Origin of the sequence: Albidovulum inexpectatum, assembly GCF_002927635.1 — a bacterium.
Classification (GTDB): Bacteria; Pseudomonadota; Alphaproteobacteria; order Rhodobacterales; family Rhodobacteraceae; genus Albidovulum; species Albidovulum inexpectatum.
The window spans coordinates 284357-299524 of sequence record NZ_PRDS01000001.1 but is presented as its reverse complement, the minus strand read 5'-3'; the positions used below and the strand labels follow the sequence as shown (position 1 = coordinate 299524).

The window sequence follows — 15168 nt, the reverse complement described above, 5'->3', positions numbered from 1 at the left end:
CGCCTTTGCCGGTCTGGTGGCCATCGGCGCCATGATGGGCGTGCCTGCACTTGCCCAGGATGCGGCGCCGGACACGACGCCGCCGATGGAAGAGATCGGCTATATCCTGAACACCTTCATGTTCCTGGTCACCGGCTTTCTGGTGATGTGGATGGGCGCGGGCTTTGCCATGCTCGAGGCAGGGCTTGTCCGCCAGAAGAACGTCACCATGCAGCTGATGAAGAACGTGGCGCTCTTCTCGATCGCGGCGATCCTCTATTACCTGATCGGCTACAATTTGATGTATCCGGGCGACGGCTGGACCATCCAGAACGTGCTTGGCGCCTTTGGCACGACATCGCTGGAACCAGTCGGGCTGGCCGAAACGCAGACCGATCTTACCTATGCCTCGGTCGGGTCGGATTTCTTCTTCCAGCTGATGTTCTGCGCCACGACCGCCTCGATCGTGTCGGGCGCGCTGGCCGAGCGGATCAAGCTGTGGCCCTTCCTGATCTTCACGGTCGTGCTGACGGGACTGATCTATCCGATCCAGGCGTCGTGGAAATGGGGCGGTGGGTTCCTGGATACCAATTTCGGCTTCCTCGACTTTGCCGGTTCAACCGTCGTGCACTCGGTCGGGGGCTGGGCCGCGCTTGCCGGGGCGATCGTGCTGGGGCCGCGTCTGGGCAAATACAAGGATGGCAAGGTCAATCCCTTCCCCGGGTCGAATCTGGCGCTGGCGACGCTGGGCATGTTCATCCTGTGGCTGGGCTGGTTCGGCTTCAACGGCGGATCGCAGCTTTACATGGACACCGCAGCCAATGTCGCCGATATCAGCCGGATCTTCGCGAACACCAACACGGCCGCCGCGGGTGGCGCCCTGGCTGCGCTGATCGCGACGCAGCTTCGCTATGGCAAGCCCGACCTGACCATGGTGCTGAACGGCGCACTGGCGGGGCTGGTCTCGATCACCGCCGAACCGCTGACGCCGTCGCTGGGCGCGGCGACGCTGATCGGCGCTGTGGGCGGGGTGCTGGTGGTCTTTGCGGTGCCGCTTCTGGACCGGCTGCGGATCGATGACGTGGTCGGCGCGATCCCGGTCCACCTGGTCTGCGGCATCTGGGGCACGCTGGCCGTCGTGTTGACCAACCCGGACGCGACCCTGACCGGGCAGCTGGCTTCGATCGTGATCGTCGGCGTCTTCGTGTTCTTCGTTTCGCTGGCCGTGTGGCTGGTGCTGCGGGCGGTCATGGGCATCCGCGTGGACGAGGAAACCGAAATCGTCGGCCTGGACACGGCAGAGCTGGGGATGGAAGCCTATCCCGAATTCGCCAAGGGCTGACCCTGCTGACCTTACATAAACGCAAGCAGAAGGCCCGGACCATCTGGTCCGGGCCTGTCCGTTTCCACGGTTCCGGGCGGTGTGAATTACAGGCCGGCCTCGATCATCGCGCGGGCAAGAACGGGGACGGTGCTTTCGTTCAGTCCCGCGACGTTGATGCGCGAATCGCCCACCATGTAGATCGCGTGATCCTTCTTCATCTTCTCGACCTGTTCGGGCGTGGCGCCAAGGCGCGAGAACATGCCGCGATGCTGGGCGATAAATCCGAAGCGGTCCGACCCCGACAGGCGCCGCAATTCTTCGGCCAGCTGCTGACGCAGCGCCAGCATGCCCAGCCGGACCTCTTCGAGTTCCGCCTGCCAGTCGGCGCGCAGGGCGGGGTCGTTCAGGATCGTCATGACGATCCGCGCTCCGTGATCCGGCGGGAAGGAATAGTTCTGGCGGTTGAGATAGTTCAGGTTGCCCTGCGTCACCTCGCGATGGGCGGGATCGGACAGCGCCATCAGGACGCCGGTGCGTTCGCGATAGATGCCGAAATTCTTCGAGCAGGACGCCGCGATCAGCATTTCGGGCAGGCGCTGGGCCAGAAGACGCACGCCCGCGGCATCTTCTTCGAGCCCGTCGCCGAAGCCCTGATAGGCGATGTCGATCATCGGCGTCGCGCCGGTGCGCTGAAGAAGGTCGGCGATCCGTTCCCACTGGTCCAGGTTCAGGTTCGCACCGGTCGGGTTGTGACAGCAGCCATGCAGCAGCACCACGTCACCCGCCTGTGCGGCCGCAAGATCCTCGGTCATGCCGGCGAAATCGACACCCCGCGTTTCGGTATCGAAATAGCGATACAGGGCGACCTTCATGCCCAGATGCCGAAGGATCGACAGGTGGTTCGGCCAGGTCGGGTCCGAAACCCAGATCGTGGCATCGGGCGAGGCCATGCGGATCAGCTCGAATGCCTGGCGGCAGGCGCCCGTTCCGCCGGGCGTGGCGACCGAGGCCAGGCGATCGGCCGGGTAGCCTTGGCCCAGCACCAGTTCGGCCATCGCCGCGTTGAAGCCCGGCTCGCCGGTCAGGGCGGTATAGGTCTTCGTGGTTTCGGTTTGCAGCAGACGTTCCTCGGCGGCGTGCACCGCGCGCATGATCGGGGTCACGCCTTGCGCGTTGCGATAGACCCCGACGCCCAGGTCGATCTTGTCACGCCGGGGATCGGCGCGGAATTCGCCCATCAGCATCAGGATCTTGTCCACGGCCTGCGGCTTCAGATTGCCCAGCATCTGTCTGCTCCTGCTATCCCTTGGCGACCTTCAGGTCGCCATACATGCCCCATTCGGCCCAGGATCCGTCATACAGCGCATGGTCGCGCTTGCCGATGCGTTCCAGCGCAAGGTTCAGGATCGCGGCGGTCACGCCCGACCCGCAGGTCGTGATCGCGGGCTTGTTCAGATCGACACCGGCGGCCTCGAAGACGCGCCGCAGCTCGTCCGGCGGCAGCATCGTGCCGTCGGCATTCAGCAAGGTGCGGTAATGCACGTTGCGCGAATTGGGAATATGGCCCGCGCGCAGCCCCGGGCGCGGTTCGGGCACATCGCCGCGAAAGCGTTCGGGGCTGCGGGCATCGATGATCTCGTGATCGCCCAGTTTCGAGGCGGCCGCGACCTGCGTGACATCCTTGACCAGTTGCGCCTGGCGGCTGACCGTCATGTGGCGATCACGCAAGACCGGAGGCATGTCTTCGACGGGGCGGCCCTCGGCCTGCCATTTGGGGAAACCGCCGTCCAGCACCGCGACATCGGTCTTGCCCATCAGGCGGAACAGCCACCAAACGCGCGCGGCCGAAAACAGCCCCGCGCCGTCATAGACCACCACCTGGTGCCCATCGCCCACACCCATCGCCCGCATGCGCGAGACGAACTTTTCGGGTGGCGGGGCCATGTGCGGCAGCGATGACCGGTGATCGGAAATCTCGTCGATATCGAAGAAGCGGGCACCGGGAATATGCGCGGCCTCGTATTCCGCGCGGGCATCACGGCCCATGTCGGGCAGATACCAGGAAGCATCGAGTATCCGAAGGTCGGGATCCTTCAGATGCGCGGCCAGCCAGTCGGTCGAGACCAGCGTTCTGGGATCGTCAGCGGACATGGGCGGCCCCCCTGCTGCGCGGGCGCCTGTGGTGGCGCCGGACAAGTCTGCCCTTGCATTAACCGGCGGGCAGGGGGCTTCGCAAGGCCGATCTGGCCTATCCGTGCTGCTTCAGCAGGCGCTGCTTCTGGCGGTTCCAGTCGCGCTTGGCCTCGGTTTCGCGCTTGTCGGCCTTCTTCTTGCCCTTGGCGATGCCGATCTTCAGCTTCACGATGCCCTTGTGGTTGAAATACATCACCAAGGGCACGAGCGTCATGCCTTCGCGCGCGGTCGCCGCCCACAGGCGTGCCAGTTCGCGCTTCTTGACCAGCAGCTTGCGCTTGCGGCGTTCTTCGTGATTGAAGATGCCCGCATGGGGCAGCGCGGCGATATAGGCGTTGATCAGCCATAGCTCGCCATCCTCGACCGAGGCATAGGAATCGGCGATGTTCGACTGGCCCGATCGCAGCGACTTGACCTCGGAGCCGGTCAGGACGATGCCTGCCTCGAGGTCGTCCTCGATGAAATAGTCGAAGCGCGCGCGGCGGTTCTCGGCGATGATCTTGTAATTGGGGTTCAGTTTCTCGGCCATGGCCCGCATCAGATAGGTCAGCGCGAACGCGGTGTCCATAGAGCCCACGCGCCCTTTTGCTTGTGCGGGTCTGCCCGTATCCTGAATCGTGGGAAAGGGAAAACGATGATCCTGCAGCTTGCCGTCGGAACCGGACTGATCCTTTTGACCGTATTTGTCGCCGGGCTGGCCTTCTGGGCGGTCGAGACCGCCATGCTGCGCGCCCAGGACTGGTTCCTGCGCGAACCGCACGGCCTGCGCCTTTCGATCGGGCTTGGGGTCGCGGTCGTCTGGGTGCTGGGCGTGATCACGGCCTCGGTCTGGATCTGGGCGATCGCGTTTCGACTTCTGGGCCTGTTCGCCACGATGGAGGGGGCGGTCTATTTCGCGCTGGTCGCCTTCACGACGCTGGGCTTTGGCGACATCCTCTTGCCGGTGGACTGGCGGCTTCTTGGGGGGCTTGCAGCGGCCAACGGTCTGCTGATCATGGGCTTTCTGACCGCGATGCTGGTCGAGATCATGCGCAACGTGCGGGTGCGCCAGCTGGAAACCCGCCGCAAGCGGGGCTAGTCCTTGGCCGTCGGGCGCAAGGCAGAAGGGAAGAACGGCATGATCCTGGGGGTGGGGACAGACCTGGCCAATATCGACCGCATTGCCTCGGTCCTCGAGCGCTATGGCGACCGGTTCCGCAACCGGGTCTTTACCGAGGAAGAACAGCGCAAGGCGGCATCGCGCCATGACGAGGCCGGCACATACGCCAAGCGATGGGCCGCCAAGGAAGCCTGCTCGAAGGCGCTGGGCACCGGGTTGCGCATGGGCATCGCGTGGCGGGACATGGCCGTCTCGAACCTGCCGACGGGGCAGCCGGTGATGCGGCTGACCGGCTGGGCGGCCAGAAGGCTGGCCGAGATGACTCCGCCCGGGCACGAGGCGATCGTTCATGTCAGCCTGACTGACGACCATCCCTGGGCGCAGGCCTTCGTGCTGATCGAGGCCCGGCCCCTGGCTTCGGACATGCGGGCATGATGTGACGCGACGCGTGCTTGACTTTTCCTGTCCGGCGCGCCCATGAAACACCGCAACCAAGGATCGGGGCAGGCTGACATGGCGGAAAAGAAGGAAGGCATCGTCGAGACGATCAAGACGGTGATCTGGGCGCTGTTGATCGCGGGCGTCTTTCGCACGCTGTTCTACCAGCCCTTCTGGATTCCGTCCGGTTCGATGAAGGACACGTTGCTGATCGGCGACTTCCTGTTCGTCAACAAGATGGCCTATGGCTATTCCCGCTATTCCTGCCCCTTTGCGATCTGTCCGATCGAGGGACGAATCTTCGCACGCGAGCCCGAGCGCGGCGACGTCGTGGTCTTTCGTCACCCCGGAACGGGCGCCGATTTCATCAAGCGCGTGATCGGCCTGCCGGGAGACACGATCCAGCTGCGCGACGGGATCGTCTATCTGAACGGCCAGGCTCTGCCGCAAGAGGATGCCGGCCTGTTCGAGGAGATCAAGGAGCCCCAGGGGTCTCAGCGCAACATCCCGCAATGTGCCAATGATCCGGTGGGTATCGGGGGCATCTGCATCAAGGAACGCAAGCGCGAGACCCTGCCCAACGGGCGCAGCTATGACGTGCTGAACATCCGCGACAGCTTTGCGGACAATACCCCGGTCTTTACCGTTCCGCCCGGGCATTACTTCTTTCTTGGGGACAACCGCGACAACAGCCAGGACAGTCGCTTTGCCCGGCCGAATGGCGTGGGCTTCCTTCCGGCGGAATACCTGATCGGCCGCGCGGACCGCATCATGTTTTCGTCGGCGGGGCGGTCGCTTTTCTTCTTCTGGACATGGCGCCCCGACAGATTCTTCAAGGCGGTGGAATAGACCGGTGAAGCTGTCAGCCGACATTGCCGCCTTTTCCCGCCGGCTGGGGCATCAGTTCCGCCGCCCCGAGCTGCTGACCCGGGCGTTGACCCATGCTTCGCTGTCCACGCCCTCGCGACCCGACAACCAGAGGTTGGAGTTCCTCGGCGATCGTGTCCTGGGCCTGGTCATGGCCGAGGCATTGCTGGCCGCCGACCGTCAGGCGACCGAAGGCCAGCTGGCCCCACGCTTCAACGCGCTGGTGCGCAAGGAAACCTGCGCCGCCGTGGCGCATGAAATCGGTCTGGGCGAGGTTCTGAAGCTTGGCAGGTCCGAGATGATGTCGGGCGGTCGGCGCAAGGAGGCGCTGCTTGCCGATGCGATGGAGGCCGTCATCGCGGCGGTGTATCTGGATGCGGGTTTCGAAGCGGCGCGCGACATGGTTCTGCGTCTCTGGGGCGATCGGATCGGTCAGGTCGAAAGCGACGCCCGCGATGCCAAGACGACGCTGCAGGAATGGGCGCAGGCCCGCGGCATGACGCCGCCGCGCTACCAGGTCGTCAACCGCGAAGGGCCGGACCACGAACCGACCTTCACCATTCAGGCCGAGTTGCAGGATGGGCGCAGCGCGCGGGCCGAGGCGCGGTCGAAGCGCGCCGCCGAACAGGCAGCGGCGCAGGCCCTGCTGGCGCAGGTACAGAAGGGCGCCTGAGCCGGTGCATGCCCCTGTGGGCGGATGGGGCAGGAACGGGCTGGCCGCGCGGCCGGCTTTGGGGTAAACCCCGCTTCTGATCAGCCGGGAACATCGACAACCATGACCACACGCGCCGGATTCGTCGCCCTTATCGGAGAGCCCAATGCGGGCAAGTCCACCCTGCTCAACCGCATGGTGGGGGCGAAGGTATCGATCGTCACGCACAAGGTGCAGACGACCCGCACCCGCATTCGCGGCATCGCCATCGAGGGCGAGAGCCAGATCATCTTCGTCGATACGCCGGGCTTGTTCCGTCCGCGCCGCAGACTGGACCGTGCCATGGTGGCCGCGGCCTGGGGCGGCGCCACGGATGCCGAGATCGTCGTCCTGCTGGTCGAGGCCCATCGCGGGCTGACGCCCGGCGTACAGGAAATCATCGACACCTTGCGCGAAAGACTTGCCCCGCATCAACGCGTGGTCCTGGCCATCAACAAGATCGACCGCGTCAAGCCCGAGACCCTGCTGCCCTTGTCGCAGAAACTGAACGAAGCCTTCCCGTTCGAACGCACCTTCATGATCTCGGCCGAGAAGGGGCGCGGCGTGCAGGATCTCAAGGCGTGGCTGGCGCGCGAGCTGCCCGAAGGGCCGTGGCTGTACCCCGAGGACCAGATCGCCGATCTTCCGCTGCGCATGATCGCGGCCGAGATCACGCGCGAAAAGCTGACCCTGCGCCTGCATGAAGAGCTGCCCTATCAGCTGACGGTCGAGACCGAAAGCTGGCAGGAACGCAAGGACGGCTCGGTGCGTATCGACCAGGTGATCTATGTGGCGCGCGATGGCCACAAGGGCATCGTTCTGGGCCACCGGGGCGAAACCATCAAGACGATCGGCCAGCTGGCCCGGGCCGAGCTGATGGAATTCCTCGGCCGTCCCGTGCACCTGTTCCTTCAGGTGCGCGTGCGGCCCAACTGGCAGGAAGAGCGCGAGCGTTTCGACGAAATGGGCCTTGATTACGACGAGGGCCGCGACGGATGACAGGCGTCGCCAATGGCGGGGATCCCGTGACGGCACGACTGACATCGGATTTCTGGGTCCGCGCCTATCTGGCGCGGCTTCAGGCCGCCAATCTGCCGGCCTATGTGCTGCGCAGGGGGGACCCGACGGCGGGCGCGATCGTGGTCAAGGTCGCAACGCTCGACGGTCGGGCAAGGCTATACCACCGGTCCTTTGACCTGATGACGGGCGCGCGCGCCTGGGTCGTCCTGGCCGAGGGAGCAGAGGCCGAGGTGGACGAGGCCATCGCCCGTCAGGCACGGTTCGATCCCGATCTGTGGGCGATCGAGGTCGAATCGCGCGACGGCCGCGCGCTGCTGGACGAAGAGGGCCTGGCCGATTGAGAAACTGGCCGACTGAGGGCCCGGCCGGCCTCACAGGTTTTCCTGCTGCGGCATGCCCAGGACGTGAAAGCCGCCATCGACATGGATGATCTCGCCCGTCGTGCATGAACCGTAATCCGAGCACAGATAGACCGCCGTGCCGCCGATGGCCTCAAGCGTGGCATTCTGGCGCAAGGGCGCGTTCTGTTCGGTATGGCGATAGGTCGCGCGCGCGCCGCCGATCGCCGCGCCCGCCAGCGTCCGCATCGGGCCAGGGCTGATCGCGTTCACGCGGATCTTCTGCGGCCCAAGGTCATTGGCCAGATAGCGCGTGGCGCTTTCAAGGGCGGCCTTTGCCACGCCCATGACGTTGTAGTTCGGCGTGACCCGGTTCGATCCCGCATAGGTCAGCGTGATCAGCGACCCGCCCTCGGGCATCAGCTCGCTGGCGCGCCTTGCGACGTCGATGAAGGAAAAGCACGAGATTTCCAGCGACCGCTTGAAGTTGTCGCGGGTCGTGTTGATGAAGCGGCCCGTCAGTTCGCTCTTGTCGGAATAGGCGATGGCATGGACCAGGAAGTCGATCCGTCCCCAACGCCGTGCGAGTGCATCGAAGCAGGCGTCGAGGCTTGCCTCGTCCGTGACATCGACATCGACAAGGAAATCCGACCCGACCGATGCGGCCAGCGGCTGGACGCGCTTGCCGAAGGCTTCGCCCTGATACGAGAAGGCCAGTTCGGCCCCCTCGCCGGCCAAGGCGCGCGCAATGCCCCATGCAATGGAATGGTCATTGGCCACGCCCATGACCAGCCCGCGCTTGCCCTTCATCAGATCGGCCATCGGTTCACTCCCGGAACTTGCTCATCACGAGCGTGGCATTGGTGCCGCCGAAGCCGAAGCTGTTCGACAGGACGGAATCCAGTTCGACCCCCTCGCGCAGTTCGGTGACGATCTCGCCTTCGTCGATGGCGGGGTCCAGTTCGAACACGTTGGCCGAAGCCGCGATGAAGTTGCCCTGCATCATCAGCAGGGAATAGATCGCCTCGTGCACGCCGGTCGCGCCCAGGCTGTGGCCGGTCAGCGACTTGGTCGACGATACCGGCGGCGTGCTGCCGCGGCCGAAGACGCGGCGGATCGCCTCGATCTCGGTCGTGTCGCCGACGGGCGTCGAGGTGCCATGCGCGTTGATGTAGTCGATCTTGCGGTCGGCTGGCAGGGTGGACAAGGCCAGCCGCATCGACCGTTCGCCGCCCTCGCCCGACGGGGCAACCATGTCATACCCGTCCGAGGTCGCGCCGTATCCTGTCAGCTCGGCATAGATCTTGGCGCCCCGGGCACGGGCATGTTCCAGTTCCTCGAGCACGACGACGCCCGCGCCGCCCGCGATGACGAATCCGTCGCGGTTGCGGTCGAAGGGGCGCGAGGCGGTCTGCGGCGCGTCGTTGTATTTCGAGCTCATCGCGCCCATCGCGTCGAACAGGCACGACAGGGTCCAGTCCAGCTCCTCGCCGCCGCCGGCAAAGACGATGTCCTGCTTGCCCATCTGGATCAGCTCGGCGCCGTTGCCGATGCAATGCGCGCTGGTCGAACAGGCGGAGGTGATCGAATAGTTCACGCCCTTGATCCTGAACGGCGTCGCAAGGCAGGCCGAGTTGGTGGACGACATGCAGCGCGTCACCATGAAGGGGCCCATCCGCTTGGGGCTGCCCTTTTCCATCACGATCTGATGCGCCTGGAAGAAGTTCGAGGTGGACGGCCCGCCCGAACCCATCACCAGGCCCGTGCGTTCGTTCGAGACCTCGTTCGGCTCGAGCCCCGAATCCTCGATGGCCTGGCGCATGGCGATGAAGTTGTAGGCCGCGCCGGGCCCCATGAAGCGCAGGTCGCGCTTTTCGATGTGATCTTCCAGTACGATCTGCGGCTTGCCGTGGACCTGGCTGCGGAAGCCATGTTCGGCATATTCGGGCGCAAAGACGATGCCGGACCGGCCGGCGCGCAGGCTGGCCTCGACCTCTTCGGCATTGTTGCCGATGGGCGAGACGATCCCGATCCCCGTGATTACGACGCGGCGCATCTGCGCTCTCCTTCTGTCTGTTGTGTCAGCTTTCGGACAGGGCGACCTTCATGTCCTTGACCAGATAGATGGTCTCGCCGTCGGCCTCGACCCGGCCGTCGGCCACGCCCATCGTCAGTCGGCGCGTCTGCAGCGCCTTGGTGAAATCGACATGATAGGTAAGCCGCTTGCGGTCGGGCCGGACCATGCCTGTCAGCTTGACCTCGCCCACGCCCAGCGCGTAGCCACGTCCCTTCCATCCGCGCCAACCAAGGTTGAAGCCGGTCAGCTGCCACAGCCCGTCCAGGCCCAGGCAACCGGGCATGATCGGGTTGCCGGGGAAATGGCATTCGAAGAACCACAGGTCCGGCGTGATGTCGAATTCGGCGACGACGTGGCCCTTGCCATGTTCGCCGCCATCGGCCGAAATGTCGGTGATGCGGTCGATCATCAGCATCGGCGGCGCGGGCAGTTGGGCATTGCCCGGGCCGAACAACTCGCCGCGCGCGCATTTCAGCAGGTCTTCCTTGTCAAACCGGGTCGGATAGTTCGCCATATGGCCTGTCCCTCTCGCCACCAACTTGCTGCCCCCTCTATCACCCGTTTCGGCCACAGGGCAAGGCTGCAGCGCGATGTCGTCCCGACGCCCGGCTTGTTGAAAAAGACAGCGTTGTCGGCCTATATGATTGACATGAGCGACGCATTCGAAAAAGACGCGATCAGTAATGATGCCGCCCGTCGGGGCACGGCGTGGCTTTCGCGCGCCGGTCTGCGCCCGACGCGGCAAAGGGTGGCGTTGGCCGCGCTGCTGGTTGGCGACGGGCAGGACCGGCACGTCACGGCCGAAAGCCTGCATGCCGCCGCCCATGCCGCGGGTGAACAGGTCTCGCTGGCGACGGTCTACAACACGCTGCGGGCCTTTTGCGAGGCGGGCCTGATCCACGAGATCTCCGTTGACGGGTCGCGCAGCTATTTCGACACGCGGCTTGACGACCATCCCCATTTCTTCTGGGAGGACGAAGGCCGTCTGGTCGATGCACCCGCCGAGGATCTCGAGATCGCGCGTCTTCCGCGCCTGCCCGACGGGGCCGAGTTGTCGCGCGTCGATGTCGTCATCCGCCTGCGCCGCACCTGACCGGCGCGACGGGGCGCGGCATTCAGAACCATTGGCCGGGCTCCATCAGGCCCAGCTCCATCAGCTGACGCGATGACCATTCGAACGGCACCGAATGGCTCCAAAGAAAGCTGTGGATATCATGGCGTGAGCCTGGATTGGTGCGCAGCGCCTTGGCGACCCGGAACGAGGCGATCGCCGCGGTCAGGTTGTGATGCCACGGGCAGGAATAGGTATTGTATTCCTGAATGTTGAACGTGTGGTCGGCCTGCAGGCGCAGGCCCTTTTGCGCCCGAAACAGCGCGATGCGGCTGATGCGCCTGCGGGCGGGTGGGATGTGTTCCTCGAACCGCCAGCGCAAACCGCCAAAGAAATCCAGCTGACGATCCAGCGGCTGGCCCGTGACCGGGTCGTTTCGCCCCAGCGCGTAATACCCGGTGCGATCCAGCATGGCCTCTTCCCGGCTGACGCCGTTGGGGTGAGCCGACAGGTCGCGCGCATAGAGATCGATGACATAGGTCAGCATCGCGTCGCGCCGCTCCTCGGCATGAAAGGTCAGCAGCTCGCCCACGCTGCGGGTCTCGCAGAAAGGGTAGAAAAGGTATTCCGCGTTGAAGCAGTAGTGCAGCCAGGTTCCCGCCGGCGCGGCATCGATGACGGTGTTGACCGTGTGAACCCATGCGCGTGGCGTCAGGGTGTCGTGCGTCACCCGGATGGCAAGCGACCCCACGGCCTCGGGCAGCGCGATCGGCGCGGGCACGAATGCGATGATCGCGCGGAAACCCGACCGCGAGAGGTGCAGCAGGGTCGAGGCAATTTCCACACTGTCCTCGACAAAGACCAACGCCACGGGGCCACGCGCCAGATGGGCACGCCCCTTGGCCACGAAATCGTCCAGCGAAGCGAACATTGTTCCCGTCATTGCGATCCTGATCGTTGCGCGCGTCCATCCGGCGGGGCGGGGCCAAGGTCGGGCAGGCCGCGGTCGAATGCAAGGGGCGGCAAACGGCCACCGACGGTCGCGCAATGCGTGTTGCGATTGAAGCGCGGGCCAGTTTGCGTTACATGCCGCGGGTCCGGCCCCGGAGGTATGACATGACCCAGACCAGGAAGCTCTTCATCAAGACCTATGGCTGTCAGATGAATGTCTATGACAGCGAGCGCATGGCCGAAGCCATGGGCGCCGAGGGCTATGTCACGACCGACCGGCCCGAAGAGGCCGACCTGATCCTGTTGAACACCTGCCATATCCGGGAAAAGGCGGCCGAGAAGGTCTATTCGGAACTGGGCCGTTTCAAGCCGCTGAAGGCCGCGCGCCCGGATCTGAAGATCGGCATCGCGGGCTGTGTCGCCCAGGCCGAGGGCGAAGAGATCATGCGTCGCGCGCCGATCGTCGATCTTGTCGTGGGGCCGCAAAGCTATCACCGCTTGCCGCGGCTGACGCGCGCGGCCGAACGCGGCGAGCGTCCGGTCGATACCGACTTTCCGGCCGAGGACAAGTTCGACCATCTGCCTGAACGCCCGGCCAGGACTATCCGCCCGACCGCCTTCCTGACCGTGCAGGAGGGCTGTGACAAGTTCTGTTCGTTCTGCGTTGTGCCCTATACGCGCGGCGCGGAAGTGTCGCGTCCGGTCGATCGCATCCTGCGCGAGGCGCAAGCGCTGGTGGACAAGGGCGTGCGCGAGATCACGCTGCTGGGCCAGAACGTCAATGCCTATCACGGCGCCGGTCCCGATGGCGACTGGACGCTGGCGCGGCTGGTGCGCGAACTGGCCCAGATCGATGGTCTGGAGCGGATCCGTTACACTACCTCTCATCCCAACGACATGAGCGACGACCTGATCGCGGCGCATGGCGAGGTGGACAAGCTCATGCCCTATCTGCATCTGCCGGTGCAGTCGGGATCGGACCGTATCCTGAAGGCGATGAACCGCAAGCACACGGCCGAAGGCTATGTCCGCCTGATCGAAAGGATCCGCGCGGCCCGGCCCGATATCGTCCTGTCGGGCGATTTCATCGTGGGTTTCCCGGGCGAGACGGACGCGGATTTCCAGGCGACGATGGATCTGGTGCGCACCGTCCGCTATGGCCAGGCCTATTCGTTCAAGTATTCGGCCCGGCCCGGCACGCCCGCTGCCGAGCGCGACCCGGTTGCGCCCGAGGTCGCGGATGCGCGGTTGCAACAGCTGCAGGCGCTGTTGTCCGAACAGCAGCGTGAGACCCAGGATTCCATGGTCGGGCGCGAGGTTTCGGTTCTGTTCGAAAAGCCCGGTCGCCTGCCGGGTCAGATGGTCGGCAAGTCCGATCACCTCTATGCGGTGCATGTCGTGACCGACGCCGCCGTGGGCGAGATCCGTCGCGTGCGCATCACCGCATCGGCGCCGCATTCGCTGGCGGGAGAGCTGATCTGACGCGCGGTGTCATGCTGGTGTGACCTTCGGCGGATTCCCTGTTTCCCGGGCCGGTGCGGCCCTGACGGGCTTGCCTTGCAGGCAAGACGGGGGCACCATTGGCCCAGGACGCCTGACTGAAGGAGACTTGCTTGGGCATCAGCGCCTTGACCCCGCCGCCGAATCCAGAGGATCTGCATGAAACCCTTCTGGAATTTTCCGACAACCGATTGCTGATCGACCTTTGCGGCGAGTTTGACCGCAATCTGGCCCAGATCGAGCATCAGCTGGGTGTCCATATCCTGCGACGGGGCAATCAGGTCGCCGTTGTCGGACCGGCGGATGCCCGCGCCCAGGCCGCGCAGGTCCTGCAATCGCTGTATGAAAAGCTTGAAACCGGTCGGCCCGTCGATGCCGGCGCGGTCGATGCCGCGATCCGGCTGGGCGGCGGACCCGATATGGGCGGCACCCTGGATCAGCAGCTGGAGATGTTCGCCGCGGGCCAGTTCGAGATCCGCACCCGCAAGAAGCATGTCGAACCCCGGACCGAGGCGCAGAAAGCCTATGTGCGCAATCTCTTCCGCCACGAGATGGCTTTCGGTATCGGGCCGGCGGGAACGGGCAAGACCTATCTGGCCGTTGCCGTCGGTGTGACCATGCTGATCGGCGGGCATGTGGACAAGATCATCCTGTCGCGCCCCGCGGTCGAGGCGGGCGAGCGTCTGGGCTTTCTGCCCGGAGACATGAAGGACAAGGTCGATCCCTACATGCAGCCGCTTTACGACGCGCTGAACGACTTTCTGCCGGCCAAGCAACTGGCCAAGCTGATGGAGGAGAAGCGCATCGAAATCGCGCCGCTTGCCTTCATGCGGGGGCGGACGCTGTCGAACGCCTTTGTGGTTCTGGACGAAGCCCAGAACGCGACGACCATGCAGATGAAGATGTTCCTGACGCGGCTGGGCGAAGGGTCGCGCATGGTGATCACGGGTGATCGCAGTCAGGTGGATCTGCCGCGGGGGCAGGTTTCTGGCCTGGCCGATGCCGAACGCATCCTGTCCAAAGTGGACGGCATCAGCTTCAATTATTTCACGGCGCGCGACGTCGTGCGTCATCCGCTTGTCGCCCGCATCATCGAGGCGTATGACGCCGAGGATGGAGCCACTGGTTGATACTGTCATCGAGGACGCGCGCTGGGAGACGCTGGGTCTGCCGGATCTGGCCGAACGCGTCGCGCGCATCGCCCTGGCCGAGCTGGGCCTGCCGGAGGCGGGCGTCGAGATCAGCCTGCTTGGCTGTGACGATGCACGCATCGCGCAGTTGAACGCCGATTTCCGGGGCAAGCCAAGACCGACGAACGTCCTGTCATGGCCGGCCGAAGAACGCGGCGCCGAAGAGGAAGGCGCCCTGCCCGCGCCGATCGCGCCCGACCCATTCGGCATGGGGGTGGAGCTGGGCGATATCGCCATCGCGTGGGACACCTGCGCGCGCGAGGCGGCCGAACAGGGCAAGACGATGCAGGACCATGTGACGCATCTTCTGGTCCACGGGCTGTTGCATCTTCTGGGTTACGATCACGTGCGCGATGGCGACGCCGAATTGATGGAGTCGACCGAAGTGCGGATACTTGCCAAGATGGGGATCGCGAACCCATATGACGCAGGGGATTGAGCCGGGGTCGC

18 protein-coding genes are annotated in these 15168 nt (G+C 64.9%); 11 read left to right on the top strand and 7 right to left on the bottom strand.

The genetic code is table 11. From position 1 onward, the window contains the following. The first annotated feature begins 31 nt into the window (after nt 1-31). A complete protein-coding gene (locus LV82_RS01535; protein ID WP_245873055.1) occupies nt 32-1321 on the top strand; it encodes an ammonium transporter in 1290 nt (429 codons plus the stop codon). Nucleotides 1322-1407: 86 nt separating this feature from the next. Here LV82_RS01535 and LV82_RS01530 read toward each other — a convergent pair whose 3' ends face one another. The 3 genes from LV82_RS01530 to smpB form a co-directional block, all read right to left on the bottom strand. Further along, nucleotides 1408-2589 (bottom strand): amino acid aminotransferase, encoded by a 1182-nt coding sequence (locus LV82_RS01530; protein WP_104068936.1) that lies wholly within the window; start codon nt 2587-2589, stop codon nt 1408-1410. A gap of 13 nt (nt 2590-2602) precedes the next feature. Next, on the bottom strand, nt 2603-3454 hold the full coding sequence (gene sseA, locus LV82_RS01525; RefSeq protein ID WP_104069277.1) for a 3-mercaptopyruvate sulfurtransferase: 852 nt from the start codon (nt 3452-3454) through the stop codon (nt 2603-2605). Nucleotides 3455-3551: 97 nt separating this feature from the next. After that, the gene (smpB, locus tag LV82_RS01520) at nt 3552-4025 is read right to left on the bottom strand and encodes an SsrA-binding protein SmpB (RefSeq protein ID WP_104069276.1); all 474 of its coding nucleotides are present in this window, start codon (nt 4023-4025) and stop codon (nt 3552-3554) included. 105 nt (nt 4026-4130) lie between these two features. Here smpB and LV82_RS01515 point away from each other — a divergent pair, with 105 nt between their 5' ends. From LV82_RS01515 to LV82_RS01490, 6 genes are all read left to right on the top strand, one after another. After that, on the top strand, nt 4131-4574 hold the full coding sequence (locus LV82_RS01515; protein WP_104068935.1) for an ion channel: 444 nt from the start codon (nt 4131-4133) through the stop codon (nt 4572-4574). A gap of 39 nt (nt 4575-4613) precedes the next feature. Continuing rightward, a complete protein-coding gene (acpS, locus tag LV82_RS01510) occupies nt 4614-5030 on the top strand; it encodes a holo-ACP synthase (RefSeq protein ID WP_104069275.1) in 417 nt (138 codons plus the stop codon). Nucleotides 5031-5108: 78 nt separating this feature from the next. Continuing rightward, nucleotides 5109-5882 (top strand): signal peptidase I, encoded by a 774-nt coding sequence (gene lepB, locus LV82_RS01505; RefSeq protein ID WP_104068934.1) that lies wholly within the window; start codon nt 5109-5111, stop codon nt 5880-5882. A 4-nt stretch (nt 5883-5886) separates the two neighbouring features. After that, nucleotides 5887-6573, top strand: coding sequence for a ribonuclease III (rnc, locus tag LV82_RS01500; protein ID WP_104068933.1), 687 nt, complete (start codon nt 5887-5889; stop codon nt 6571-6573). A 102-nt stretch (nt 6574-6675) separates the two neighbouring features. Then, entirely contained in the window at nt 6676-7590 is a 915-nt protein-coding gene (gene era / locus LV82_RS01495; protein WP_104068932.1) for a GTPase Era, read from the top strand. Beyond that, nucleotides 7587-7952, top strand: a complete 366-nt coding sequence (locus LV82_RS01490) for a DUF1491 family protein (protein ID WP_245873028.1) — start codon at nt 7587-7589, stop codon at nt 7950-7952. Before era ends, LV82_RS01490 begins: the two co-directional genes overlap by 4 nt. A 30-nt stretch (nt 7953-7982) precedes the next feature. Here the strand turns inward: LV82_RS01490 and LV82_RS01485 are convergent, their stop codons facing one another. The 3 genes from LV82_RS01485 to fabA are packed head-to-tail and all read right to left on the bottom strand — an operon-like array spanning nt 7983 to nt 10540. After that, a complete protein-coding gene (locus tag LV82_RS01485; protein WP_104068931.1) occupies nt 7983-8771 on the bottom strand; it encodes an enoyl-ACP reductase FabI in 789 nt (262 codons plus the stop codon). A 4-nt stretch (nt 8772-8775) separates the two neighbouring features. Next, complete coding sequence (gene fabB, locus LV82_RS01480; RefSeq protein WP_104068930.1) at nt 8776-10005, bottom strand: beta-ketoacyl-ACP synthase I; 1230 nt, start codon at nt 10003-10005, stop codon at nt 8776-8778. A gap of 25 nt (nt 10006-10030) precedes the next feature. Beyond that, nucleotides 10031-10540 carry a bifunctional 3-hydroxydecanoyl-ACP dehydratase/trans-2-decenoyl-ACP isomerase gene (gene fabA, locus LV82_RS01475; RefSeq protein WP_104068929.1) on the bottom strand — a complete coding sequence of 170 codons (510 nt, stop codon included), beginning with the start codon at nt 10538-10540 and terminating at the stop codon, nt 10031-10033. Between the two features lie 135 nt (nt 10541-10675). Between fabA and irrA the strand changes: the two genes are divergently transcribed. Next, a complete protein-coding gene (irrA, locus tag LV82_RS01470) occupies nt 10676-11119 on the top strand; it encodes an iron response transcriptional regulator IrrA (RefSeq protein WP_104069273.1) in 444 nt (147 codons plus the stop codon). A 22-nt stretch (nt 11120-11141) separates the two neighbouring features. Here irrA and LV82_RS01465 read toward each other — a convergent pair whose 3' ends face one another. After that, nucleotides 11142-12020 (bottom strand): hypothetical protein, encoded by an 879-nt coding sequence (locus tag LV82_RS01465; protein ID WP_211289155.1) that lies wholly within the window; start codon nt 12018-12020, stop codon nt 11142-11144. A 173-nt stretch (nt 12021-12193) separates the two neighbouring features. Between LV82_RS01465 and miaB the strand changes: the two genes are divergently transcribed. The 3 genes from miaB (at nt 12194) to ybeY (ending at nt 15157) form a co-directional block, all read left to right on the top strand. Further along, entirely contained in the window at nt 12194-13510 is a 1317-nt protein-coding gene (gene miaB / locus LV82_RS01460; RefSeq protein WP_104069272.1) for a tRNA (N6-isopentenyl adenosine(37)-C2)-methylthiotransferase MiaB, read from the top strand. A gap of 131 nt (nt 13511-13641) precedes the next feature. Beyond that, the gene (locus LV82_RS01455; RefSeq protein ID WP_170063328.1) at nt 13642-14658 is read left to right on the top strand and encodes a PhoH family protein; all 1017 of its coding nucleotides are present in this window, start codon (nt 13642-13644) and stop codon (nt 14656-14658) included. Next, complete coding sequence (gene ybeY, locus LV82_RS01450) at nt 14642-15157, top strand: rRNA maturation RNase YbeY (protein WP_104068926.1); 516 nt, start codon at nt 14642-14644, stop codon at nt 15155-15157. The genes LV82_RS01455 and ybeY overlap by 17 nt, the downstream gene beginning before the upstream one ends. The last annotated feature ends 11 nt before the right edge of the window (nt 15158-15168 follow it).